Origin of the sequence: Moraxella sp. VT-16-12 (assembly GCF_002224245.2) — a bacterium.
In the GTDB taxonomy this organism is placed as follows: Bacteria; Pseudomonadota; Gammaproteobacteria; order Pseudomonadales; family Moraxellaceae; genus Moraxella.
Map to the genome: position 1 here is coordinate 97514 of NZ_NKHK02000006.1, position 25515 is coordinate 123028.

Here is a 25515-nt window from a genome sequence, read left to right on the forward strand (position 1 = left end):
TGCACCCCCTACAATTAAAGTGTCTAAACATTCACTCAATTTATAGCCAGTTTTGGAGTTGATGATGTCGCACTTAATCTCTGTACACTATCCTTTTAAGGAAGGCAAGTTGCCATTTAGTAAAGAGTTTTTCTTTTCACTGCTTGCTACCAGCTTGTCTTTGGATGTGGAAGAAAAAGTTCTCGTACTAAAAGAGTTGCCAAAACTCAATGAAATTCAGATAATTAGCTTGGTTGAAGTTTGGATTGAGGAGCGTGTTAAGTTTGTTGAGCTTGGTAAAGAAAGCCCTGATGACATCAAAATACTGTCTGATAAAATGGTTAAAGATTGGCAATCACTCAAACAGGCCTATGAGTTGCCTAAGCTGCTTGGTGAAAAAGAGCTGGTGCAACAAATTGAGCAATTATTACAAAATGTTGATTATCTTTCAGCATTAAAAATGGCAAAATTTCTTATGGGAGATGATGACAAAAATGATGATGAGACACAAACAAAAGATTCAATGACGCATGAGCGTTTGAGACAGCAAGATGAACAGGTGAGTCAAACAAAACAGGAAGTAGAACAAAAAGCATTTAGCACATTTAGGGATTTGGGCTTAGATGAAGAGATGGATAAGGGGTTTTCGGTTGATGTTGATATCCCCAAACTGATTGATGTCATGGATCAGCTTAGAGAGACTGTGATTGGACAAGAAGATGCGATATTTATCCTGACTCCTATGCTGTACTATCATAAGCTATTTGCCACTCGCTTGATACAACAATACACGAAAACTGGCAAGGAAAGTCAGGTTGCATACGCAGGCGATGATGACTGCCTTAGACAGCAACCTGTGTTATTGATGGGAGCAACAGGCACAGGTAAGACACATTTGGTCAAATATGCCACCAAGGCTTTTGATTTAAATGTGGTAACGGTGGACTGTTCAACTTTGGTAAGAACAGGCATTGTGGGTATCAATCTTGACACTGTTGGACGTATGATTTATGAAAGTGCTGACAGAGACATGAGGATTGCTGAAACGTCTGTGGTGGTATTAGATGAGTTTGATAAACTGTTTTTAAATGAAGGCGGAAACCTAGAAATTGCCATGCAGTTATTAACAGTATTAGAAGGTTCTGCACCATTTCCTGTGGAGCGGTATCATCAGGATAAATATTCTGATTATCCCATGAGTCTTTCATCAGAGCGAATGATGTTTATTGTGGTGGGCAGTTTTGGTGTTCATCAAAGCAATATGAAACGCCGCTTCAAGGGTTTTAGCCACGATGATTCTGATAAGACACCAAAAAATTATGACCACCTGTTTTTGAGTAAATGTGGTGTGCCTGATGAATTACTTGGACGTATTGGGCGCGCCATTTGTTTGAAGACATTAAGTGCTGATGATTATGTCAAAATCTTATACCAAAGCCCAACATCGCCATGGAATGTGCTACAAAATCAGCTTAAAATGGTAAACTCCACAGCAGAGCTATCAAAAGAGCTTGTGACACACTTGATTGAAAATAATCAAGAGGCGATTGATAAATTTGGGGCAAGGGGATTATATCAGGCATTTAGTTCCATGCCTGTTGTTGTAGCGGTCTTGGCTTATGCAGCATCTGCTGATTATGAGCATTTTGTCATAGAATACTATAATTATGCTACTGCTGATGGTAAGATGTTATGGTGGTGAGATGTTATATTGAGGCGTTTGTATGTCATAGGTGTTAAGGACACCCACAGCGTTTGTTGATGTTTACCAGAGCTTCTTCTATCAGCTGTTCGCTCACGCCTTTTTTGCGTAACTCATCAATAAATAATACGTCATCAGCCAGCGAATAGCTACAATTATCACGGTCAAGCCCTTGACGGATATAATAACGTATCAAGCCTTGAATGGTATTAAAGCCATGTTCACTCATGGTGTGTTCTAAATGCTTAATAATCTCTTCGGATAATTTAAGGTGAACAGGTCGCATGATGATTTGGGGATGGTCAGAAAACTGATTTTTGATTTTGGGAGATAACATGACATTCCTTGATGATAAATAGCGATATGGTAGCAATATTTGAGAATTCTTTCAAGGGCGGTTGTAAATTTATGGTTAAAATTGCCTAAAAATAGCAACAAAAACCCTTTAAATTTGCAAAAATCCCCTAGATTGCAACATAAAAACATGGCAAAATGCACGCATTATTAAAAATTAGGAGTCATTATGTCAAATCTTACATCGGTTATTAAATATTCTGTGGCGTTGTCAGCTGTGGCATTGGGTTTTGTGCTACCAACAATCAGTCATGCCAATACAGCCGTAACAAATTTAAACAAACTTTTGTCCAACACCAAGTCTATGACGGCAAATTTTGAGCAAACCACGAAGGCAAATGGACGTTCTAAGGTGTATCGTGGTAATATGGCGGTTCAACGTGGCAATCAATTTCGCTGGAACATCACATCGCCAGCTAAGCAGTTGATTGTGGTTAATGGCAGTACCATGTGGACACACGACCCCGACTTAAATCAAGCAACCAAACAATCAGTAACAAGCCAAGTGGGCGATACCCCTGCGGTGCTCCTATCGGGAGACCCCGCTCAAATCGCCAGAAGTTTTAACATCAGTCAGCCCAATCCTGCCAAAAACTATTATTTATTAACCCCCAAATCTGGCAGTTCTGAATTTCGTGATTTGTCCATCAGCTTTAATGGGGGGCGACCGGTTATGATGGTGCTTAATGATAATTTGGGTCAGACCACCAGCATTAAATTTAGTAATATTAGCATGAACAAAAAAATCAACGCCAGCCAATTTAATTTTACACCCCCTGCTGGCACAGACGTGATTAACCAATAATTTATCTTGTAAGATTTATTAACAAAAACCAAGTATCTTTATGCTTGGTTTTTTATGCTTTTGTCTGTTTCGTGGCACATTTGGAATTTTTACAGTAGGCATTTTTCTAAATTATGATATAATAGTTAAGATTTTTTTTAAGAACTAACAAGTATAAATCACATGGGGTGTGATATGCCAGCCTATTGGTCAGCCATTATTTATCTACTTGCCGCCACAGGATTGGTCGTGTTTATGCTGATGGTGCCACGTCTATTGGGTGGTCGTTCGTCAGGTTCACAAAAACAAGAAAGTTTTGAAGCAGGCGTGGTATCTGCTGGCTCTGCTCGCATACGTTTGTCCGCTAAGTTTTACTTGGTGGCGATTTTTTTTGTGATATTTGATTTAGAAGCCTTATTTTTGTACGCTTATGCCGTCAGCGTGCGAGAAGTGGGTTGGGTTGGTTTTACCACCGCAGCGATTTTTATTGTGATTTTGTTTGTGGGGCTCATTTACGAGATGAGACTTGGGGCGATGAACTGGGCACCTGCTGACAAACACAAACCCAAGCCACGCATTTATCAAAAGCCTGCCAATTTTGATTTGGCTGCCATTACTGCTTTTAATGGCATTGATGAGCTGCATACTGACCCCACGGGTAAAGTGCCTGCTCAATCATCAGGACGCATCAATGTCTCTAATGACATTGAAAAAAATAAAGCCCATATGGCAAATATTGACCACATCAATACCACAGGACGTGTTACTACCCAAGATTTTAATTCGCCAGCCGATTGATGTTGGCACATAGCAAGTAAATCCATCTTACAAGCCAATACAAGTTTTAGCCATGAAATATACTTTCACTCGTGCCAATGAAGAAGCCAGCCAATATCCCCATCAGACCCGCCAAGTGGTTGATGACATCACGCAAGCCGAAGTAGAAAAAAACGTCTTTTTGGGTCGCCTTGAAGATTTGGTGCATGCTGCTGCTAACTGGGGTTGCAAAAACTCTTTGTGGCCATTTAACTTTGGTACAAGCTGTTGTTATGTGGAGTATGCCACCACATTGACAGCGGTGCATGATTTGTCTCGTTTTGGGGCGGAAGTTATTAGAGCTTCACCACGTCAGGCGGACGTGATGATTGTGGCAGGAACGTGTTTTGTGAAGATGGCGCCAGTGATTTTGCGTTTGTATGAACAAATGCTTGAACCTAAATGGGTCATCTCTATGGGAGCGTGTGCCAACTCAGGCGGTATGTATGACATTTATTCGGTGGTGCAAGGCGTGGATAAAATCTTGCCTGTGGACGTCTATATCCCCGGCTGTCCGCCCCGCCCCGAAGCGGTAATTCAGGCGTTGATGCTACTACAAGAGTCCATCACTCACGAACGCCGTCCGCTTGGCATTCATCTTGACCAAGGCATTTATCAGCCGATTATGACGCCTGAGCGAGACCGCAAAATGGCAGAGCGTATTGCGGTTAAGAATTTAAGAAGTCCTGATAACGCACAATAACTATCGCAAGGATTTGTGATGTATGACACACAAAAAGGCATGAACGTTGTCGCTTTTACCAAGTTTATCACTTTGTTTAACCAGTGCTATGGACTGGGTGATGATGAACTTGATGATTTGGTAAAGATTTATCAAGATTTGTATCAAGACGTACCAAGTTTTCAAGCGTGGCTACAAGAACAAACAGGCGAAGTGGTGGATTTAGATAGCATTGATGAAACACCCAAAATGGTCTGGCTGCAAACTTTGATGGTGCATTTTTCCCCTTGCTATTTTGATGATTGGAAGTTTGATTGCCAAGCGTTGAGTGAGTATATTAGCCAATATACTGATGAGCCTTTTGTGATTACTGGTGAAGAGTATGCAGGCGATATGGATAATCTACTTGCCAAATTAGAAAGTAGCACCCCATACAGCTTGCTCCATATTTGGGGTGGTAATGATGACGTGCATTTTTGGTTGATTGATAAAACCCACAAGGCGACACTAGAAAATTTGGCACAAAAACTGGATATTTGGCTAGACTAACGGCATAAAGGTAAGAAATTATAATGAGTGTTCATCATATTCATGATTTTGGTGTATTACAAGAATTGACTGCCAAAAATCATCAGTTTATCACCCAAGAAACCGCAGACGGCATTCCCACCATTTGGGTGGAAAAATCAGACGTGCTTGCTGTGCTGATGACTTTGCGGACATTGCCCAAGCCCTTTGTCATGCTGGTGGATTTATCCGCCATGGATGAGCGTTTGCGTAAGCACCGTTATGGTTTGCCTGATAGCGACTTTACTGTGTTTTATCATTTGATGAGTTTGGAGCGAAATAGCGACATTCGTATCAAAGTGGCATTAAAAGAAAATGAAAGCATTCCGTCAGCGACCAAAATTTATCCCAATGCCAACTGGTATGAGCGAGAAGTGTGGGATATGTTTGGGGTGGTGTTTGATGGACACCCTCATTTGACACGCATTTTATTGCCAAAATACTGGGAAGGACACCCCCTTCGTAAAGAGTATCATGCACGAGCCACCGAGTTTACGCCATATTTTTTGAACACTGCCAAACAACAGTTTGAGCAAGAAAACTTACGTTTTGTACCAGAAGAGTGGGGCATGAAACGCTCTGGGCGCGATGAAGACTTTATGTTTTTGAACATTGGTCCAAACCACCCATCAGCACACGGGGCGTTTCGTTTGGTGTTGCAGCTTGATGGTGAAGAGATTGTGGATTGTATCCCTGATATTGGCTATCATCATCGCGGTGCTGAAAAAATGGCGGAGCGTCAAACGTGGCATTCGTTTATCCCTTATACCGACCGCATTGACTATCTGGGTGGGGTGATGAATGAACTGCCTTATATCATGGCGGTGGAGAAACTCGCTGGCATTAGCGTGCCTGAGCGTGCCAACACCATTCGTATCATGATGAGTGAGCTGTTTAGGATTACCAATAATCTGCTCTACTGGGGAACATTTATCCAAGACGCGGGCGGTATGACTCCTGTGTTTTATATGTTTACTGACCGTCAAAAGGCGTATGACATCATAGAAGCGGTAACGGGCTATCGCATGCACCCTGCGTGGTTCAGGATTGGTGGTACGGCGATGGATTTGCCAAATGGCTGGGAGCGACTGGTGCGTGAGTTTTTGGATTGGATGCCAAAACGTATTGATGAATACTACAAAGCCACCATGACCAACACCGTCTTAAAAGGACGCACGCAAAATGTTGCCCAATACGATGCCAAACACGCCCTAGCATGGGGTGTAACAGGGGCAGGACTACGAGCCACGGGCATTGAGTTTGATTTGCGTAAAGCTCGTCCCTATTTGGGTTATGAAAATTTTGAGTTTGACGTACCTGTGTTTTATAACGGCGATGCCTATGACAGATGTTTGGTGAAAATTGAAGAGATTCGCCAGTCTTTGCGCATCATTGAACAGTGCTTAAATAACATGCCAGGCGGTGCGTATAAGGCTGAACATCCCTTGGCAGTACCACCACCCAAAGACCGTACGCTACAAGACATTGAGACGCTGATTAACCACTTTGTATCCGTCTCTTGGGGACCTGTGATGCCTGCTGGCGAGTCTGCCTGTATGGTAGAAGGGGTCAAGGGGCTAAACAGCTACTATGTAACGAGCGATAACGCCACCATGAGCTATCGCACGCGTATCCGTACGCCAACTTTTGCTCATTTGCAGCAGATGCCCAGCGTGATTAACGGCTCTTTGGTGTCAGATGCCATTATTTATTTGGCAAGCATTGATATTGTGATGGCGGATTGTGATAGGTAATCCATCATGATTGATGTGGCTGTCTTGTCAGCATTTGTCGGTTCGGTGGTGTTGTTTTTATCCACTCCCGGCCCTGTAACTGTCATGGTGGTAAATAATAGTGTAAAGCAAGGATTTTTGGCAGGATTTGCCACCATTATAGGAACAAACATCGCTTCGTTGATGTTGATTGGCGCATCATTTTTGGTGTTGTATGGCGTATTTCAAGTTAGTGAATATTTATTGACTTATTTAACGCTATTTGGGTCGTTATATTTATTGTATTTTGCCACACAAATCATCAAAGATAGTTTTAATGCCAAGCCCTTATCACTAGATGTGTCAGATAAATCTAATCAACCTTTGATGAATTATGTTACACAAGGTTTTTTAGTTGGCATTAGCAACCCCAAAGATGTGCTATTTTTTGTGGCATTCTTTCCATTGTTTTTTAACGTTGATAAAAACATCAACATCGCCATGATGGTATTGACGTTAACATGGGTGGCATTAGATTATGGCATTTTATCCTTATATAGTATGATGTTTGCCAAGATAAAACACCAGTCATTTATTGCGTGGGTGGGAAGATTGTCAGGTATCATGCTAGCGATAATCGCTTTAATTGGACTTTATCAAACCATCAGTATATTATTTTAAGAAAACACTATGACCACACATCACATTGCCGAAGAATCCTTAATCGCCTTTGCCGAAGAGACGCTACACGAAGCACGCAACATCATGTTTAGTATGCTCACCAAAGTGGTGGAAGTGGGGGCTTCGGATTTGTTTATTTCGGCGGATTTTCCACCAAGCGTCAAACATCAAGGCTTGATGAAACCTTTGTCCAAACAGACATTAAGTGCCGATAAAACCAAACTGTTTGCATATAGTTTGATGAATGACAGACAGCGTGAAGAGTTTGAGCAAGATTTGGAGTGCAATTTTGCCATCAACGTGCCAAATGTCAGCCGTTTTCGAGTCAATGTGTTTGTTCAGCAGCAACAAGTCGGCATGGTGATTCGTACCATTGCTGCTGAGATTCCCAATTTTGATAAACTCAAACTGCCCCCAAAACTGCGTGATGTCATCATGGAAAAACGTGGCTTAGTGCTGGTAGTGGGCGGTACAGGCTCAGGCAAGTCAACTTCTTTGGCGGCGATGATTGATTATCGTAATGAGCACAGTGCAGGGCATATCATCACCGTAGAAGACCCTGTGGAGTATGTCCATAAGCATAAAAAATCCATGATTACTCATCGTGAAGTGGGCGTGGACACACACTCTTGGCATAATGCCCTAAAAAACACCTTACGCCAAGCCCCTGATGTGATTTTGATTGGTGAGATACGAGATACTGAGACGATGGAGCATGCCATTGCCTTTGCTGAGACGGGGCATTTGTGTTTGGGAACGCTACACGCCAACAACGCTAACCAGACATTAGACCGAATTATTAACTTTTTCCCCGAAGAACGCCGCAACCAGCTTTTGATGGATTTGTCTGCCAATATGAAAGCCATCATCAGCCAACGCCTTATCCGCACCCAAGATGGTAAGGGTCGGCGGGCAGCGGTGGAAGTGATGTTAAACACTCGTTTGGTGTCAGATTTGATTTTAAAAGGCGAGATGCACGAGCTAAAAGCGGTGATGACCAAAAGCCGTGAAGTGGGCATGCAAACCTTTGACCAAGCCTTGTTTGATTTGTATGAAGAAGGGGCGATTAGTTATGATGAAGCCATCAGAAATGCTGATAGTGCCAATGAACTTAGATTGCAGATTAAACTAAAATCTAAGCGTGGTGAAGAAAAATCATAAAAGCGGTGGCAAGATGAATGCTGTTTTGCCTTTGTATAAAAATATCAATGAGTTAAACGAATATTTAACACCATTTCCAAACATTGATGAGATATTTGTAGAGCGTCAATCTTGGTTAATAAAGCATTTTTTGCCACTAGTTAGTATTGATTTGGGTATGCTAAATGATGGGTGGCGTGGGCAAGTGGTGCATATGCTAAACCCATTTGAACCCTATGAAGGTTATATTGGCGAATGCACCAAAAAACACCACAATAAATTTGTCAGTGCAAATTGGCTTTCGTTTAGGCTGACCTGTGATAACAAGTATGAATTTTTGGCTGATGAGCGGTATTTTGCCAGAGGTTTAAACACTCAACCAACAGATGTTTTTGATAACAGCATTGATGACAAAGATTTTGATGATGTTCAAACATATGTTGAAGAGAGCATAGAGTATTATCAGTTTCGCCAAAAGCGTTTTTATCAAACAGGTAAATTACTTGGTGTTTATCCTAATGATGGTGATGGTGCAGTCGCACAAAATTGGCTTGATAGCATGGGTGGCAAGCTGTCTGAAAATGTGAAAGATTGGCTGTCTGATTGCGAGTTGCCAGCAGCATTTGTTTGTCAGTGGCAAGATGATGAGCCAGTGATTGCATACAATGACAAGGCGTTTTATTTTATTGCTGGTGTGCCTGCCTATCGCTATGGCTGTCATGGGGCGGATTGGATTATATTATTGTATGAGCCAGTAAGCCAAATTGTATTATTTACTTATGGTTATCTTTAAGCTTATGATGAGGCTAAAGTTTTTGGGATGAGCATTAAAAACAAAATTTTCGTCATTTTATGTGATTAAAAGGAAGTATAGATGAAAGGTCAATGTCTATGTCAAGCCGTTATTATTGAGACGATGGATAATCATGAACTGCACGCTTGCCACTGTGGCAACTGTCGCAAATGGGGCGGTTCGGCAGGATTTACCTTTGCCACCCAAGGCATTGACATCAAGGGTAAAGACAATATGACAAGCTATCAGATGGTGGCGTGGGGCACACGTAACTTTTGTAAAGTTTGTGGGACACATTTGTATTTTCACCAGCTTGGTACAGATAACTATTATGTGTCAGCGGGCTTGTTTGATGATATGGATTTTAAATTGGCATCACAAATTTTTATTGATAAAAAGGCGTGCTACTATGAGCTTGCCAATGATACGTCTAAGCTGACTGAAAGTGAGTTTATCACCATGCTGACAGATGGTTGTAAATAAATTTGGCACAGTCAATGCTTGGCACAAAATTGTCATGTGTGATATGTAATTAAGTGCTGAGCATGATATGTGATGTTTTAGATGGTTTGATAAAACCGCCAAAGTGAGTGATAGTTTGTTAAAATAATCCTAGCAAAGATAGCATTATTTTAGCTAATTTTAAATAAAGCGAGCGAAAGCTAGCAAAATCATGGTAACTTTATGAAAATAGTAACCGACAAAACGCCCAAAGTGGATATTGACAGCATTTTGACTGCCGATGAGATTGTTGGCATCAAAGAATATATCCACCATTATCCCCAGCCACGTGCGGCAGTATTGGATGCCCTAAAACTGGTACAAAGACGCAACGGCTGGATAGATGACGCCCAGCTTAATGCCATCGCCAATATGCTGTCTATCCCAGCAGCTGATGTGGAAGGTGTGGCAACCTTTTTTAATCGCATTTATCGTATGCCAGTAGGTCGCCATGTGATTTTGTTGTGCGATAGCATTGCTTGTTATTTGACAGGGTTTGAAGCGATAGAGAGCGAATTTAAACGTCAGCTTGGCATTGATTATGGACAAACCACCCCTGATGGCAGATTTACGCTGTTGCCTATTTGCTGTTTGGGTAACTGCGACAAAGGAACGAGTGTTTTGATTGATGAAGATACTTATGGGTCGGTAACGCCTGCTGATGTGTCATTGTTATTGGAGCAATATCTATGACAGCCAAACAAACAAACATGATGAGCGTGGCAGAGCAGATACAAGCACGCAAAAATGGACTTGCCCCAAGTCAGCTTAACCGCCAACGCATTCCCATTTATGGTGTGGGTTTGGCAGATGGCGAAGCACCTACAAGTCTAACACACCCTTTGACATGGCGGCTGTATCATCATGATGCGCTCTTGACTTTGGCAGATTATCAGGCATTAAAAGGCTTTGACGGTTTAAAAAACGCCTTAGCCAAAACTCCCAAAGAAGTCGGCGAGATGATAAAAGCTGCCAACGTGCGTGGACGTGGTGGGGCAGGTTTTAACGCGGGACTAAAATGGACATTTATGACGCCCCCTGATGGTGGCGTGCGGTATCTTATCTGTAATGCCGATGAGATGGAACCTGGCACCTTTAAAGACCGTCTTTTGATGGAGCGGATACCGTTTCAGCTCATTGAAGGCATGCTCATCTCTGCCTATGCCATTGGGGCAAGTGTGGGTTATATTTTTATTCGTGGCGAGTATATTTTGGCAGCTCAAAGGCTACAAAATGCCATTGATGAATGCTTGGCAAATGGACTGCTTGGCGATAATATTTTAGGCACGGATTTTAATTTTGAGCTTCATGTACACACAGGGGCAGGGCGATATATTTGCGGTGAAGAGACAGCACTGATTAACTGTTTGGAAGGCAGGCGAGCCAACCCACGCACCAAACCGCCTTTCCCACAGGTGTCAGGAGCTTGGGGTCGCCCCACGGTGGTCAATAATGTAGAAACGCTCAATAATATGCCAGCCATCTTATTAAATGGCGTGGATTGGTATTTGGATTTGCCCAAGAAAAAAGGCAAAAGCCAGACACCGGGTACCAAAATCATGGGTGTGTCAGGGCGTGTCAAAGATGCAGGGCTGTGGGAAGTGCCGTTTGGTTATACCGCCAGAGAGCTGATTGAGCTGGCAGGTGGCATGCAAGACGGACTGACCTTAAAGGCGTGGCTACCAGGGGGAGCAAGTACTGACTTTTTGACCGCCAGCGATGAGCATTTGGACACTGTCATGGATTTTGACCCAATCACAAAAGCAGGCTCTCGTCTAGGGACATGTCTGATGATGGTGGTGGACGAGACCCAAGACATGGTGAGTTTGTCAAAAAATCTACAAAAGTTTTTTCAGCGTGAGAGCTGTGGCTGGTGTACGCCGTGCCGTGATGGCTTGCCGTGGGGGATGAAAATCTTAGATGCCATAGACAGCGGACAGGGACAAGATGGCGATATTGACAAGCTGTCTGAGCTGACTGGTGATTTGTGGATTGGCAAAACCTTTTGTGCTCATGCCCCCGGTGCGATGGAGCCACTGATGAGTGCCTTAAAATATTTTCGTCATGAATTTGAAGCCAAAATTAACAATGACAAACTAGGGGAATAACATGGCGGTCATTCATATAGATGGTAAAAGCGTAGAAGTGGACGGCAGCGATAATCTATTACAAGCCTGTTTGTCGCTTGGGATTGACATTCCATATTTTTGTTATCACCCTGCACTTGGCTCGGTGGGTTCGTGCCGTCAATGTGCGGTCAAACAGTACATGAGCGAAGACGACTACAAGGCAGGGCGTGGACGGTTGGTGATGAGCTGTATGGTTGCTCCGACCAATGATATGTACATTTCTGTGGACGATGATGAAGCCAAGGCGTTTCGTAAGCGTATCGTGGAATATTTGATGACCAACCACCCCCACGATTGCCCTACTTGTGAAGAAGGCGGTCATTGTCATCTACAAGACATGACTTATATGTCAGGACATCGCCAAAGACGTTATCGCTTCACCAAACGCACGCACCACAATCAAGATTTGGGCGTGTTTATCAACCATGAGATGAACCGCTGTATCGCTTGCTATCGCTGTGTACGCTTTTATAAAGACTATGCAGGTGGCACGGACTTTGGTGTGTATGCGTCAAACAATCGCGTGTATTTTGGGCGTGATACAGAAGGGCAGTTTGACAGCGAATTTAGTGGTAACTTAACCGAAGTGTGCCCCACAGGTGTGTTTACTGACAAAACCCACTCTGACCGCTACAACCGTAAATGGGACATGCAATATGCCCCAAGCATTTGCCATGGCTGTTCCACAGGCTGTAACATCTCGGCAGGCGAGCGTTATGGTGAGCTTAGACGCATTGAAAACCGCTACAATCATGATGTGAATGGCTATTTTTTGTGTGACAAAGGGCGGTTTGGTTACGGCTATGTCAATCGTAGCGACAGACCTGTTGAGCCTTTGCAAAATATCAATGGTACATTTAGCCCCATCTCTGCCGATTTTGCCTTAGATGGTGTGGCAAACCTTTTAAAAGGTAAAAAAGTCATCGGCATTGGCTCAGCCAATGCAAGTTTAGAAAGTAACTTTGCTCTCAAAAAACTGGTGGGTGCAGATAATTACAGCACAGGCGAGCGAGCCATAGAGCAAGATTTGGTGGGGCTTGGCGTGCAGATATTGCGTCATACAGATGTGCAAAATGTTTCGCTGGCTCAGATTGAGACGGCAGATGCGGTGTTTATTTTGGGTGAAGATTTGACCCAAACCGCCAGCCGTGTGGCGTTATCGGTGCGTCAAGCAGCCAAAAACAAAGCTCGCCAAATGGCAACGGCTTTGCGGACAGAGCATTGGCTGGCTGAGCCTGTCAAGCGTATCGGACAAGAAGCATACAGCCCTATCTATGTGGCTGGCGTTACCAATAGCAAACTTGATGACATTGCCAAGGTTTCTGTGGTTGCCACGCCCAATGACATTGCACGGCTTGGTTTTATGGTGGGCGACATCATCAAAAATTTTGCTGATAAATTAAGCAAGATTAATGAAGATGCCTTAGCGTTTTTTGCCAAAGAAACTAAGCTTGTGGTTGATGATGAAACAAGTATGATTGCCCTTGCTTATCATATCGCTTATGATTTGATAATGGCGGAGCGCCCACTGATTCTTAGTGGCACAAGTTTGTCATCAAAAGCCATTTTGCAAGCCACAGGTTATATTGCCCAAACTTTAACTGCCAAACGCCAACAAATCGCCCATGTAGAGCGTGAGTATATAGAAGTACAAAACGCCAAAATTCGTGATGAAGTTAAACGTCAATTTTTAGATATTGACAAATCCGCCAAAACAGATGGCAATCATCACACTGAGCGAAACCCTGCCGATTTTGAAAAAGAACTCAGCTTGCGCCTGCTTAAAATCAACACCCAATATGCTGATAAAACAGGGGTGTATCTTGCCATGCCAAGTGCCAATAGTGTGGGACTAAATTTGCTTGGTGGGCGGTCAGTAGAAGAGATATTGACCAAAGATTTTGATGCGGTGGTGGTATTGGAGCATGATTTGTCCAATCTAACGCCAAGTCAATTTGAGCAAATCACTGGCAAAACATTGATTGTGCTAGACCATCAACGTTATGATTGGCATGATAAGGCGGATTTTGTGCTGTCAGTAGGCTCATTTGCCGAAAGTGATGGCACATTGGTATCAGCCGACGGGCGAGCGGGGCGGTTTTTTGCTGCTTATGACAAAAAATATTATGAGCCAAACAGCGACATTAAAGATGCTTGGCGTTGGCTACACGCTCTTGATAATGCTCTTAGTACAAATACTGCCAAACCAACATGGTGTCATCTAGATGATGTGCTTGATGTGTTGGTGGCTGATTGTCCTGAATTGGCATTGGTGCGTGATGTTGCACCGCAATCAGAGTATCGTATCACAGGATTAAAGGTTGCTCGTGAGCCACGCCGATATTCAGGGCGTACGGTGCTACGTTCACCGATTTCTATCCATGAGCCCATGCAACCTAAGGATTTGGACAGTGGTTTGACCTTTTCTATGGAAGGCTATGTCGGAGACAAAACTCACGCCAGTTTAATTCCTTTTGCATGGAGTGCAGGCTGGAACTCACCACAAGCATGGAATAAACTGCAAGACAAAGTGGGTGGCAAGCTAAAAGGTGGCGATGTTGGCATTCGCTTGTTTGACCATTTGCCAAAAAATGATCATGTATTTGAAAAACTGATGATTAATGCTAGTCTGTCTAGCAGTATTGCTGATGGACGAGCGGTGCTGGTGCCGATATACAACCTTTTTAGTTCAAATGCCTTGATAAGTCGCAGCCCGGTGGTGGCAAGTCAAATCAAACCTGCGGTATGGAAAATCAGCACAGATGACGCAAAAAAATGGCTGATTAAAAATGGTGATAAACTCACCCTAAGCCAACATGACATGAGCGTTACTTTGCCTGTGCAGGTGGTGGATTATCTGGCAGATGGCTGTATTGGTTATCCAGTGGGACAAGTGCTCTTTGATGTCAATGTGCCAACAACTGTCAAAAAAGCAGATGATGACACGCCTGTATTCGTACCAGCGTATCAAAAAAGCCTTAAAAAGCTGGCAGTTACACAAAGACGGACGATTTTTAGTCCAACAACAGGGTTTAATAATATGCCACTTGGTCAATCTAGCCATCAAGAAGTGGGGGTGTAAATGAGTATTCTTGTCATTCCTGATGTGCCGTCCTTTTTGAGCGGTTTGTCGTTTGAGTGGTGGGCTGTCATTTTTATGACGGTGCAGACCTTGGTGATATTTTTGGGGCTGGTCATTACAGCGGCACTCATGATTGTCTATGAACGGCGAATGCTGGCCTTATGGCAAGACCGCTATGGGCCCAATCGTGTGGGCTGGCAAGGCAGCTTGCAACTGGTTGCTGATATGCTCAAAATCTTTTTTAAAGAGGATTGGACACCCAATTTTGCCGATAAACGCTTGTTTACACTTGCTCCTGCGATAGCGATGTTTACCGCTTTGGCAAGTTTTGCCATCATTCCACTGTCTCCGACACTTGGGGCGGCAGATTGGGATATTGGCATTTTGTTCTTTTTTGCCATGGCAGGCTTGGCGGTGTATGCGGTGATGTTTGGTGGTTGGGCATCTGCCAATAAATTTAGCTTGCTGGGCGGTTTGCGTAGTGCTGCCCAAACCATCAGCTATGAGGTGTTTTTGGGTTTATCCTTGATGGGCGTGGTGGCGATGGCAGGTTCATTTAATTTGCGTGAAATCGTAGAAGCCCAAAGCACCGTTTGGAATGTCGTACCGCAGTTTTTTGGCTTTTTGTGCTTTGTGGTGGCAGGCGTGGCAGTGACGCACAGACACCCCTTTGACCAACCCGAGGCCGAGCAAGAGCTTGCCGAAGGTTATCATGTGGAATACTCTGGCATGAAGTTTGGTATGTTTTTCATTGGTGAGTATGTCAATGTGGTGGTGATTTCAGCCCTGATGACGTGTTTGTTTTTTGGTGGCTGGCTGGCTCCTTTTAACTTAGACATTCCCTTTGTGCCACCTGTGTTTTGGTTTTTGATTAAGACTTTGTTTTTTATGACCATGTTTGTGCTGGCTCGTGGCTCGCTCATGCGTCCACGTTATGACCAAGTGATGAATTTTGGTTGGAAAGTGTGTTTGCCAGTAACACTGGTCAATCTGCTTGCCACAGCAACGATAATTTTGGCGGTGCAATAAGGAGAGATTATGTTTGCAACATTAAAAAACACCGCAATGGGCATTTTTACCATCGCCCGCTCCATGTGGATGGTCAATAGCCATGCCACACGCAAAAGAGATACGATTTTATACCCAGAACAGCCTGTGCCTGTACCGCCACGGTTTCGTGGGCGGATTGTATTGACAAGAGACCCTGATGGGGATGAACGCTGTGTGGCGTGCAACCTATGTGCAGTGGCGTGTCCTGTGGGCTGTATCAGCTTACAAAAGGCAGAGCGTGAAGATGGGCGTTGGTATCCTGAGTTTTTCCGCATTAATTTTAGTCGCTGTGTGTTTTGTGGTATGTGCGAAGAAGCCTGTCCGACCACCGCCATTCAGCTCACCCCTGATTTTGAGATTGGTGAATACAACCGCCAAAATTTAGTTTATGAAAAAGAGCATTTGCTGATTAGTGGCACGGGTAAATACCCTGATTATAACTATTATCGAGTAACGGGCATGGCAACCCAAGGTAAAGATAAAGGCTCGCACCAAAAAGAAGCCGAGCCGATTAATGTACGGAGTTTGCTGCCATGATTGATGTGCTAAGTGGGATTTTGGCAAACGGCGATGTGGTGGGTTTTTATGCCTTGGGCTTTGTGACGATATGGTCAAGCCTAAGAGTGGTTACACACGCCAATCCTGTACATGCCATTTTATCCATGATAGTCTCGCTGCTTGCTGTGGCAGGGATTTTCTTTATCATTGGAGCTCCCTTTGCAGGCGTGTTAGAGATGATTGTTTATGCAGGGGCGATTTTGGTGCTGTTTGTGTTTGTGATTATGATGTTAAATCTAGGCACAGACACTGATGAAGAAAAGTCATGGCTGACAGCCAGTGCGTGGGCAATGCCAGTATGTTTAACTTTAATCATCACAGCGGTTTTGGTGGGTTTTTTGACACAAAACGATACTGTCATGCTGCAAGATAGCACCATTGGCATCAAAGAAGTGGGCGTCAGTCTGTTTACTAAATATGTGCTACTGGTAGAAGTGGCGGCATTTTTGTTGTTGGGGGCGCTCGTGGCAGCTTATCATTTGGGCAAAAAAGCCCTAGATGATGAGAACATCAGTCATTATCAAAACGACCATGACACGCCCAATCGTCAGCCTGACACCCCTGTATTTAGCCAGCAAAATCATCAGGGAGATAAGTGATGAGTCAATTACAGACTTTTGCCACACAAACAACTGAGCTTGCCAGTCTTGGCATTCCTGTTTATCATGGATTGATATTGGCAGGGATTTTGTTTGTTATTGGGCTGGCTGGGGTCATGGCACGCCGTAACGTTTTGTTTATGCTGATGAGCCTAGAAATTATGATGAATGCTGCTGCCCTTGCCTTTGTGGTTGGGGGTAATGTATGGGGCAAGCCAGACGGACAGATTATGTTTATTTTTATATTGACCTTGGCGGCAGCAGAAGCGGCGATTGGGCTGGCGATACTGCTTCAATTTTATCACCGTTACAAGAGCCTTGATGTCAATCATGCCAGTAAATTAAAGGGGTAATCATGCTTGCACTCACCATTTTGTTCCCTTTGATTGGGTTTTTGATATTGGCGATAGGGCGAGACCGCTTATCTGAAAAGCTGGCGAGTATCATTGGCGTGGGGTCAATGGGATTGTCGGCATTATTTGCTTTTGCTCAAATTTTTAGCTTTTTGGCAAATGCTCAAAAGGCAGTGTCTGTGCAGTTATGGACATGGCTGTCGGTGGGTGATTTTGCCCCAAATTTTGGGCTGTATCTTGATGGTCTTTCGGCGACCATGTTGGGCGTGATTACAGGGGTGGGCTTTTTAATTCATCTGTTTGCCAGTTGGTACATGAAAGGCGAAACAGGCTTTGCTCGTTTTTTTAGTTATCTAAACCTGTTTGTGGCAAGTATGCTCATCCTTGTGCTGGCGGATAACTTACTGCTTATGTATTTGGGCTGGGAAGGTGTGGGGATTTGCTCTTATTTGCTGATTGGTTTTTATTATACTAATCGTGCCAATGGGCGAGCTGCCATCAAAGCATTTACGGTAACACGTGTGGGCGATGTGTTTTTGGCGATTGGGCTATTTTTGCTGTTTGTGGTGTTTGGCACACTTGACATGGCTGTCATCAATGATAAAGCAAATGCCACGTTTGTCATGAATGACCCAACACTGATGTTAATTGTGGCAATGCTTATCGGTGGGGCGTTTGGTAAATCAGCACAAATCCCATTGCATACATGGCTTGCTGATGCGATGGCGGGTCCAACCCCAGTATCGGCACTGATTCACGCTGCCACGATGGTAACGGCAGGGGTGTATTTGATTGCTCGTATGCACCCTTTGTTTGTCTTGACCCCTGAAATGCTTCTTTATTGGGTTGGCGGTGTTGGAGCGTTATCTATGCTAGTGGCATCGTTTTGTGCGATGGCACAAACGGATATCAAGCGTATCTTGGCGTACTCTACCATGAGTCAGCTTGGCATGATGTTTATCGCTCTTGGGGTGGGGGCATGGCAAGTGGCAATTTTTCACTTGATGACCCACGCCTTTTTTAAAGCCTTACTGTTTTTGGCATCAGGGGCGGTGATTATCTCAACACACCATGAGCAAAACATCTTTAAAATGGGTGGCTTACGTCAAAAAATCCCTTTGGTGTTTTGGTCGTTTGTGGTTGGCGGTGGCGCATTGGTTGCCTTGCCTTTTGTTACGGTGGGTTTTTATTCCAAAGAAGCCATCATTTGGGAGACTTTTGCCACAGGGCATATGATGCTGTTTTGGGCAGGGGTATGTGGGGCGTTTTTAACCGCTTTTTATACCTTCCGTTTGATTTGGTTGGTGTTTTTTGGACAACAAAAAACCCATGCTGATAAACTTACTGGTATCAGCTATGCTTTGCCCTTGACGGTACTTTTGGTGCTATCCACAGGAGTAGGGGCACTTATCCACCCCCCATTGGCAGGCGTGTTGCCTGATAGCGTGGGCAGCACACTTACCGAAGGCAAGCACACCGCTGAAATCATTGCGGTGGGCATGACACTATTTGGTTTGGCAACCGCGTACTTTTTATATGTGTTAAATCAGGGCAAATTACTCAACCGATGGATAAACTCTACCTTTGGTGGTGCGTGCGTGTATTGGTGTTATCATGGTTTAGGTTTTGATGCGTTGTATGATTGGGTGTTTGTTAAGCCATTTTTAGCAATATGCAAATTCTTAAAAAATGACCCTGTGGATAAGCTTTGGGGCATTTTGCCTTGGTGCGCTTCTTTGGGCAGTAAACTCTTGGTCAAAACTCAAACAGGAAAACTTGGCTCACACGCCATCAGCTTTGGGGCGGGTTTGGCATTTGTGTTGGTCTTGGCAGTAATGATGGTGATAAAATGACAATGGAACAAAATTGGCTGTTGCCAACATTGATTGCCATTCCTTTTATGGCAGGGTTTTTGTGTTGGCTGATTGAAAAGGCAAACGACAAATTGCCACGATGGATTGCGTTATTTGCCATGTTATTGACCTTTGGCATAAGTTTAATGCTGTGGCACCAAGGTGATTTTAATCAGCTGATGGCAACAGAAGGCATGGCGGATAAATCAGCATTGCCTTGGGCGGCTCAGTTTAGCGTGCCGTGGATTTCATCTTTGGGGATAAATTTTCATTTGGCGATGGATGGTTTATCACTACTGATGATTGCTTTGACGGCATTTTTGGGAGTCATGGCGGTTGGCTGTTCATGGGGTGAGATTACTCGCCGTGTGGGATTTTTTCACCTAAATCTTTTGTGGTCGCTCGGTGGGGTGATTGGTGTATTTTTGGCGATTGACTTGTTTTTGTTCTTTTTCTTTTGGGAACTGATGTTATTGCCAATTTATTTTTTGATTGCACTTTGGGGGCATAATGCCACAGGGGGCAAAACCAAAGAATATGCCGCCACCAAATTTTTTATTTATACCCAAGCATCAGGGCTGATTATGCTCATTGGCATTTTGATGTTGGTGATTATTCATTTTAGTCAAACTGGGGTGTTGTCCTTTGCTTATCATGATTTGCTTGGTTTGAATCTTGGCAAATGGGAATATGTCATCATGCTGTGCTTTTTTATTGGTTTTGCGGTCAAATTGCCCGTATTTCCTTTGCACGGCTGGCTACCTGATGCCCATGCCCAAGCCCCAACCGCAGGCTCGGTGGATTTGGCAGGGATTTTGATTAAGACGGCGGCATTTGGCTTGCTCAGATTTGTATTGCCTTTATTTCCGACAGCGTCTGCTGATTTTGCTCCTGTGGCGATTGTTTTGGGGGCGATTGGGATTTTTTATGGGGCATTTGTTGCCTTTGCTCAAACTGACATCAAGCGACTGCTTGCCTATACCAGCATTTCGCACATGGGTTTTGTGCTGCTTGCCATTTATGCAGCTAATCTTGTCTCATTGCAAGGATTGATGGTGCAAATGTTGGCTCATGGCTTATCTAGTGCGGCACTCTTTATCATGGCAGGGCAGTTGTATGAGCGTTTGCACACACGTGATTTGACGGTGATGGGGGGTATGTGGGGTCAATTTAGGTATTTTGCCCCATTGCTGATGTTCTTTTGTGCGGCGTTGCTTGGCATACCAGGTACAGGTAATTTTATTGGCGAGATATTGATTTTGCTTGGGTCATTCAAGCAGTATCCTGTGATTGTGGTGCTTGCGACAGTCAGCCTTGTTTTGGGCGGCTTATATGCTTTGATTTTGATTTATCAAGCACTTTTTGGTCAAAATACCGCCCCACAACTGGCAAAGGTCAATGGTGGGCGTTTAAGAGATTTGGGAAAACGAGAATTATCACTGCTAAGTGTGCTTGCGATAGGATTGCTTTGGCTTGGCTTGTACCCACAACCTGTGCTAAATAAGTCAGAAAATGCAATGAGCTGGATTGCCAGTGCCTACACGCACCACGTTCAAGCAGGTGAGACCAAGCACGGCATTCGTTTGATTGATGGCAATATGGCAGATTATATGGCGGAGTATCAACACGTCCAATCGCACGCACATGACCATCACGGTCATGAACACGAACACACACCATCTACAACATCGGGAGAATAATCATGCACGGTTTTGATGTAAATTTACTGTCATCTTTTGCTCCTATGATGGTGGTTGGGCTAACGGCGTTGGTGGTCATGCTTGCCATTGCTTTAAAACGCTCACATTTTTGGTCAGCGACTTTGAGTGTGGTGGGTTTAAACATTGCTCTGATTGTGCTGCTATTACAGGCGTTTGGGTTTTGGCAAACCGCCCCAATCAACCATCCGTTGTTTGTGATGGATAATTTTGCTTATTTTAATATGGGCGTGATACTCATTTCATCATTGGCGTGTTGTACGTTGGCTTATGGCTATTTTGGCACATTAAAAGACAATAAAGATGAGCTGTATTTGCTCATGCTCATTAGCACGCTTGGGGCGATGCTTATGGTGTCAGCTCAGCATTTGGCATCGTTTTTTATGGCATTGGAGCTGTTGTCTGTGCCGATGTATGGCATGCTGGCTTATACGTTTTTGCGTTCTCGCTCCTTAGAATCAGGGCTAAAATACCTGATACTTTCTGCCACAGCGTCCGCCACACTATTGATGGGTATGGCGTTTATTTTTGCCGATACAGGAGCATTGGATTTTAACGGCATTTCTAATGCGGTGTTTGGGCGTGAATCATTATCGCCATTGATGGTGGTAGGTGCTGTGATGATGATGGTGGCGGTGGCATTTAAACTGTCAGCTGCACCATTTCATTCTTGGGTGGCCGATGTTTATGCAGGGTCTCCTGCTCCAATCTCGGCTTTTTTGGCAAGTGTGAGTAAAGTGGCAATGATGGCTCTTGCCATTCGTTTTTTGGTGCAAAGTGCATTGCCAGCATTGCCAGCGATGGAACTGATATTGATGGTCATCATTGCTTTGTCGGTACTGATGGGTAATGTGCTTGCCATGGGTCAAGATAATCTAAAACGCCTATTCGCCTACTCGTCTGTTGCTCATATGGGTTATGCGTTGGTGGCTTTGCTGAGCGTTGGCAAGGATAGTGGCAGCATTGTGAGTATGTATATGGCAATATATGCCCTAACTTCAATTGGCGCATTTGGGGTAATTACGTTGATGTCAAGTCCTTATAAAGAGCGTGGTCATACATCCGTTACAGGCGAAGCGGACGATTTGCGTTTTTATCAAGGGCTATTTTGGCGAAGACCTGTTTTAACTGCGGTATTAACCATCATGCTGCTGTCTATGGCAGGCATTCCTTTGACCGCAGGTTTTATGACCAAATTTATCGTGATTTTTACGTCCGTGCAAGGCATGAGATTTTGGGCGGCAGGCATGATTATTTTAGGTAGTGCCATTGGGTTGTATTATTATTTAAAAGTTTTGGTGGCACTCTATCAAAAACCCAAAGTCAGCCTTGAATTTGATGCTCATCAACAATGGGGCATAAAAGCAGGTGGTGTGATGGTGCTGCTTATCACTGCCATTGTGTTGGTGTTTGGTGTGTTGCCTGACATATTGTTTAACATGGCTACCATGGCAAGAGTCAGCTAATGAATGCAAGCGATGACAAGGCTTTTTGTGTTTTTGTTTAAAAATATGTTATCATTAGCCAAATTCAAGATAAAGTGAGTGATTATGAGCGACAGCAGTGGTGGTTGGTTTGCCCGCATGAAAGCAGGGTTGTCCAAATCCAGCAAAAATCTATCAGAAGGTCTGATGAATGTTTTGGTGGGTGGCAAAGAGATTGATGATGAACTGTTAGAAGAAGTAGAAGACCAGTTGCTTGTGGCAGATATTGGTGTGGAAGCGACCAAGCGGATTATTAATAGCCTGACTGAGCAGACCGCAAGGGGTGATTTGATTTACTCACATTCTTTGTATAAAGCCCTAAAAAAGGAGTTGGTGGAGATTTTAGAGCCAAAAGTTGAGCCTTTGCAAATTGATACAACCAAAAAACCCTTTGTGATTTTAATGGTGGGTGTCAATGGCGTGGGTAAAACAACCACCATTGGCAAACTTGCCAAGCGTTTGCAAGCCCAAGGTAAATCAGTCATGCTGGCGGCGGGGGACACCTTTCGTGCGGCAGCTACCGAGCAGTTGCAAATCTGGGGTGAGCGTAACAAAATACCTGTTGTGGCACAAGGGCAAGGTTCGGACAGTGCATCTGTTATTTTTGATGCCATGCAATCTGCCAAAGCTCGTGGCATAGATGTGCTGATAGCAGACACCGCAGGGCGACTACAAAACAAAACCTATCTGATGAATGAACTTGAAAAAGTCGTGCGTGTTATGAAAAAAGCCGACCCAACCGCACCACATGAGTGTATGATTGTGCTAGATGCAGGCACAGGACAAAATGCCATCAGTCAGGTCAATATTTTTAGTGAAGCCACGCCTTTGACAGGCATTACGATTACCAAATTAGATGGCACAGCAAAAGGTGGCGTGGTGTTTAATGTTGCTCAAACAACCAACATTCCCATTCGCTATATCGGCGTGGGTGAGGGTATTGATGATTTGCAAGCCTTTGACCCCAAAGAGTTTGTGGATGCACTCATTACCGAAGATAAATAAACATTCAAACATTTAAAAGGTGTATCTTATGATACACCTTGTTGTTTATGGGTTTAGTCATTTTCTAAAAATGACCGCAAATGCTCTGAGCGAGAGGGGTGGCGTAGTTTACGCAAGGCTTTGGCTTCTATTTGGCGAATGCGTTCACGAGTAACATCAAACTGTTTGCCGACTTCTTCTAGTGTGTGGTCGCTTGCCATGTCAATACCAAAACGCATTTTGAGCACTTTGGCTTCTCGTTCGGTTAGATTGTCTAACACTTCACGAGTTGCCTCACGCAAGCCCTCGGCAGTAGCACTGTCCACAGGGCTAGATATGGTGCTGTCTTCAATAAAATCCCCCAAATGGCTGTCTTCATCATCACCAATGGGCGTTTCCATGGAAATGGGCTCTTTGGCAATTTTTAGAACTTTACGCACTTTGGAGACATTTTCACCCAAGCGTTCTGCCAACTCTTCTGGACTGGGTTCGCGTCCCATTTCTTGAAGAAGCTGACGACTGACACGGTTGATTTTGTTAATTGTTTCAATCATGTGTACAGGAATGCGAATGGTGCGAGCTTGATCGGCAATAGAGCGAGTAATGGCTTGGCGAATCCACCAAGTAGCATACGTAGAGAACTTATAGCCACGGCGGTATTCAAATTTATCTACCGCCTTCATCAAACCGATGTTGCCTTCTTGAATCAAGTCAAGAAACTGCAAACCACGATTGGTGTATTTTTTGGCAATACTGATTACCAAACGCAAATTGGCTTCCACCATGTCTTTTTTGGCACGGCGAGCTTTGGCCTCACCAATCGCCATTTGACGAGCAACCGCTTTCATGTCCTTGATGTTCATTTGTAGGTTTTGTTCATGAACAAGGATTTTTTGTTGTAGGGCGACCACCTCTGGCATGACTTTTTGTAATGTCTCAGCAAAAGCGGGTTTGCCATCTATGCGATGAGACAGCCATTCGGTGTTTGTTTCATTGCTTGGAAAGGTTTTTTTGAATTCATCAAGGGGCATTTTGCCACGCTTAACCACCAATCGCATGATTTGACGCTCGTTTTGGCGAACATCGTCATACACTTCACGCATTCTTGCCATGATTTGGTCGGACAGGCGATTGTTAAGTTTGATGCGCATAAAACGTGTTGCAAGCTCGTCATAGGCGTTTTTGGCCTCGGTGCTGCCTTGACCATAAGTAGCAAGAGCAATTTTTGATTTTTCAAACAAATCACTAATTTCGGCAAAACGAGCTTTCACCTCTTCGGGGTCAAGACCGCTATCATCAGAATCGTCGCTGTCTGCCAGCTCGTCAGTTTCATCATCTTCCAAGTCATCGTCGGATAAGCTGGGTTTGGGTTTTTCTAAGTCAATCTCAGCATCGTCTTTGAGTTCTATGTGGTCATCGTGCAGGGGCAGAAAACCTGTAACCACATCAGAGATTTTTTTCTCATCAGTGAGAGTTTGTTCATATTCATTTAGGACAAATTTAATTGTGCCAGGCCAGTATGCCATGATATACTGAACTTCTTTCATGCCTTGTTCTACACGTTTGGCAATCTCAATCTCACCATCACGAGTTAGCAAGTCCACTGTACCCATCTCACGCATATACATACGCACAGGGTCGGTGGTGCGTCCCGGCTCTGCTTCTACACTGGCAAGGCTGGCGGCTGCCTCATCAGCAACAATGTCATCATCGTCATTGTTGGCGGTGGTTAGCAGTATGTCATCTTCGTCAGGGGCGGTTTCATAAATGGGAATGCCTACGTCCGTGAGTGTCTGTATGATGTCCTCTACTTGGTCGCTGTCAGTAACCGAATCAGGCATTTGGTCGTTGATTTCGGCATAAGTTAAATAGCCTTGTTCTTTGCCAAGCTCAATCAAAGCAGGTAGGGAAGTGGCGTGTTCGCTCATGAGTTCTCACTTTTGATGATGAAAGGTGGATTATAGCATAAGTTTTAAAATGGGGTCTAGGGGCGT

22 protein-coding genes and 1 pseudogene are annotated in these 25515 nt (G+C 44.0%); 21 read left to right on the top strand and 2 right to left on the bottom strand.

Annotation, left to right across the window (positions count from 1 at the left end):
- The first annotated feature begins 64 nt into the window (after nt 1-64).
- Complete coding sequence (locus CEW93_RS06915) at nt 65-1681, top strand: AAA family ATPase (RefSeq protein ID WP_186727925.1); 1617 nt, start codon at nt 65-67, stop codon at nt 1679-1681.
- A gap of 34 nt (nt 1682-1715) precedes the next feature.
- On the opposite strand, the gene CEW93_RS06920 is transcribed toward CEW93_RS06915, so the two are convergent.
- Entirely contained in the window at nt 1716-2018 is a 303-nt protein-coding gene (locus tag CEW93_RS06920) for a CopG family transcriptional regulator (protein ID WP_089538797.1), read from the bottom strand.
- 186 nt (nt 2019-2204) lie between these two features.
- On the opposite strand from CEW93_RS06920, the gene lolA reads away from it, so the two are divergent.
- The 20 genes and pseudogenes from lolA (at nt 2205) to ftsY (ending at nt 23542) form a co-directional block, all read left to right on the top strand.
- Entirely contained in the window at nt 2205-2840 is a 636-nt protein-coding gene (lolA, locus tag CEW93_RS06925; protein ID WP_089538798.1) for an outer membrane lipoprotein chaperone LolA, read from the top strand.
- A gap of 174 nt (nt 2841-3014) precedes the next feature.
- On the top strand, nt 3015-3617 hold the full coding sequence (locus CEW93_RS06930; protein WP_089538799.1) for an NADH-quinone oxidoreductase subunit A: 603 nt from the start codon (nt 3015-3017) through the stop codon (nt 3615-3617).
- A gap of 52 nt (nt 3618-3669) precedes the next feature.
- The gene (locus CEW93_RS06935; RefSeq protein ID WP_089538800.1) at nt 3670-4338 is read left to right on the top strand and encodes an NADH-quinone oxidoreductase subunit B; all 669 of its coding nucleotides are present in this window, start codon (nt 3670-3672) and stop codon (nt 4336-4338) included.
- A gap of 18 nt (nt 4339-4356) precedes the next feature.
- Complete coding sequence (locus CEW93_RS06940) at nt 4357-4866, top strand: hypothetical protein (RefSeq protein WP_089538801.1); 510 nt, start codon at nt 4357-4359, stop codon at nt 4864-4866.
- A 23-nt stretch (nt 4867-4889) separates the two neighbouring features.
- A complete protein-coding gene (nuoC, locus tag CEW93_RS06945) occupies nt 4890-6638 on the top strand; it encodes an NADH-quinone oxidoreductase subunit C/D (RefSeq protein ID WP_089538802.1) in 1749 nt (582 codons plus the stop codon).
- A gap of 6 nt (nt 6639-6644) precedes the next feature.
- Nucleotides 6645-7277 carry a LysE family translocator gene (locus CEW93_RS06950; protein ID WP_089538803.1) on the top strand — a complete coding sequence of 211 codons (633 nt, stop codon included), beginning with the start codon at nt 6645-6647 and terminating at the stop codon, nt 7275-7277.
- A 9-nt stretch (nt 7278-7286) separates the two neighbouring features.
- Nucleotides 7287-8420: pseudogene (locus tag CEW93_RS06955) on the top strand (PilT/PilU family type 4a pilus ATPase); the annotation flags it as partial.
- 31 nt (nt 8421-8451) lie between these two features.
- Nucleotides 8452-9210, top strand: coding sequence for a hypothetical protein (locus tag CEW93_RS06960; RefSeq protein ID WP_089538804.1), 759 nt, complete (start codon nt 8452-8454; stop codon nt 9208-9210).
- Between the two features lie 81 nt (nt 9211-9291).
- On the top strand, nt 9292-9693 hold the full coding sequence (locus CEW93_RS06965; protein WP_089538805.1) for a GFA family protein: 402 nt from the start codon (nt 9292-9294) through the stop codon (nt 9691-9693).
- 201 nt (nt 9694-9894) lie between these two features.
- Nucleotides 9895-10404, top strand: coding sequence for an NADH-quinone oxidoreductase subunit NuoE (nuoE, locus tag CEW93_RS06970; protein ID WP_089538806.1), 510 nt, complete (start codon nt 9895-9897; stop codon nt 10402-10404).
- Between the two features lie 20 nt (nt 10405-10424).
- Nucleotides 10425-11819, top strand: coding sequence for an NADH-quinone oxidoreductase subunit NuoF (gene nuoF, locus CEW93_RS06975; protein ID WP_089538846.1), 1395 nt, complete (start codon nt 10425-10427; stop codon nt 11817-11819).
- Between the two features lies 1 nt (nt 11820).
- Nucleotides 11821-14922, top strand: a complete 3102-nt coding sequence (gene nuoG / locus CEW93_RS06980) for an NADH-quinone oxidoreductase subunit NuoG (protein WP_089538807.1) — start codon at nt 11821-11823, stop codon at nt 14920-14922.
- Complete coding sequence (gene nuoH, locus CEW93_RS06985; RefSeq protein ID WP_089538808.1) at nt 14923-15951, top strand: NADH-quinone oxidoreductase subunit NuoH; 1029 nt, start codon at nt 14923-14925, stop codon at nt 15949-15951.
- A gap of 9 nt (nt 15952-15960) precedes the next feature.
- Nucleotides 15961-16509, top strand: coding sequence for an NADH-quinone oxidoreductase subunit NuoI (gene nuoI, locus CEW93_RS06990; protein ID WP_089538809.1), 549 nt, complete (start codon nt 15961-15963; stop codon nt 16507-16509).
- On the top strand, nt 16506-17129 hold the full coding sequence (gene nuoJ / locus CEW93_RS06995) for an NADH-quinone oxidoreductase subunit J (protein WP_089538810.1): 624 nt from the start codon (nt 16506-16508) through the stop codon (nt 17127-17129). The genes nuoI and nuoJ overlap by 4 nt, the downstream gene beginning before the upstream one ends.
- On the top strand, nt 17129-17482 hold the full coding sequence (gene nuoK, locus CEW93_RS07000) for an NADH-quinone oxidoreductase subunit NuoK (RefSeq protein WP_089538811.1): 354 nt from the start codon (nt 17129-17131) through the stop codon (nt 17480-17482). Before nuoJ ends, nuoK begins: the two co-directional genes overlap by 1 nt.
- Before the next feature lie 2 nt (nt 17483-17484).
- Nucleotides 17485-19335 (top strand): NADH-quinone oxidoreductase subunit L, encoded by a 1851-nt coding sequence (gene nuoL / locus CEW93_RS07005; protein WP_089538812.1) that lies wholly within the window; start codon nt 17485-17487, stop codon nt 19333-19335.
- The gene (gene nuoM, locus CEW93_RS07010; protein ID WP_089538813.1) at nt 19332-21035 is read left to right on the top strand and encodes an NADH-quinone oxidoreductase subunit M; all 1704 of its coding nucleotides are present in this window, start codon (nt 19332-19334) and stop codon (nt 21033-21035) included. Before nuoL ends, nuoM begins: the two co-directional genes overlap by 4 nt.
- 2 nt (nt 21036-21037) lie before the next feature.
- On the top strand, nt 21038-22519 hold the full coding sequence (locus tag CEW93_RS07015; RefSeq protein WP_089538814.1) for an NADH-quinone oxidoreductase subunit N: 1482 nt from the start codon (nt 21038-21040) through the stop codon (nt 22517-22519).
- A gap of 84 nt (nt 22520-22603) precedes the next feature.
- Complete coding sequence (gene ftsY / locus CEW93_RS07020; protein WP_089538815.1) at nt 22604-23542, top strand: signal recognition particle-docking protein FtsY; 939 nt, start codon at nt 22604-22606, stop codon at nt 23540-23542.
- Nucleotides 23543-23595: 53 nt separating this feature from the next.
- Here ftsY and rpoD read toward each other — a convergent pair whose 3' ends face one another.
- Entirely contained in the window at nt 23596-25449 is a 1854-nt protein-coding gene (gene rpoD / locus CEW93_RS07025; RefSeq protein ID WP_089538816.1) for an RNA polymerase sigma factor RpoD, read from the bottom strand.
- Between the last annotated feature and the right edge of the window lie 66 nt (nt 25450-25515).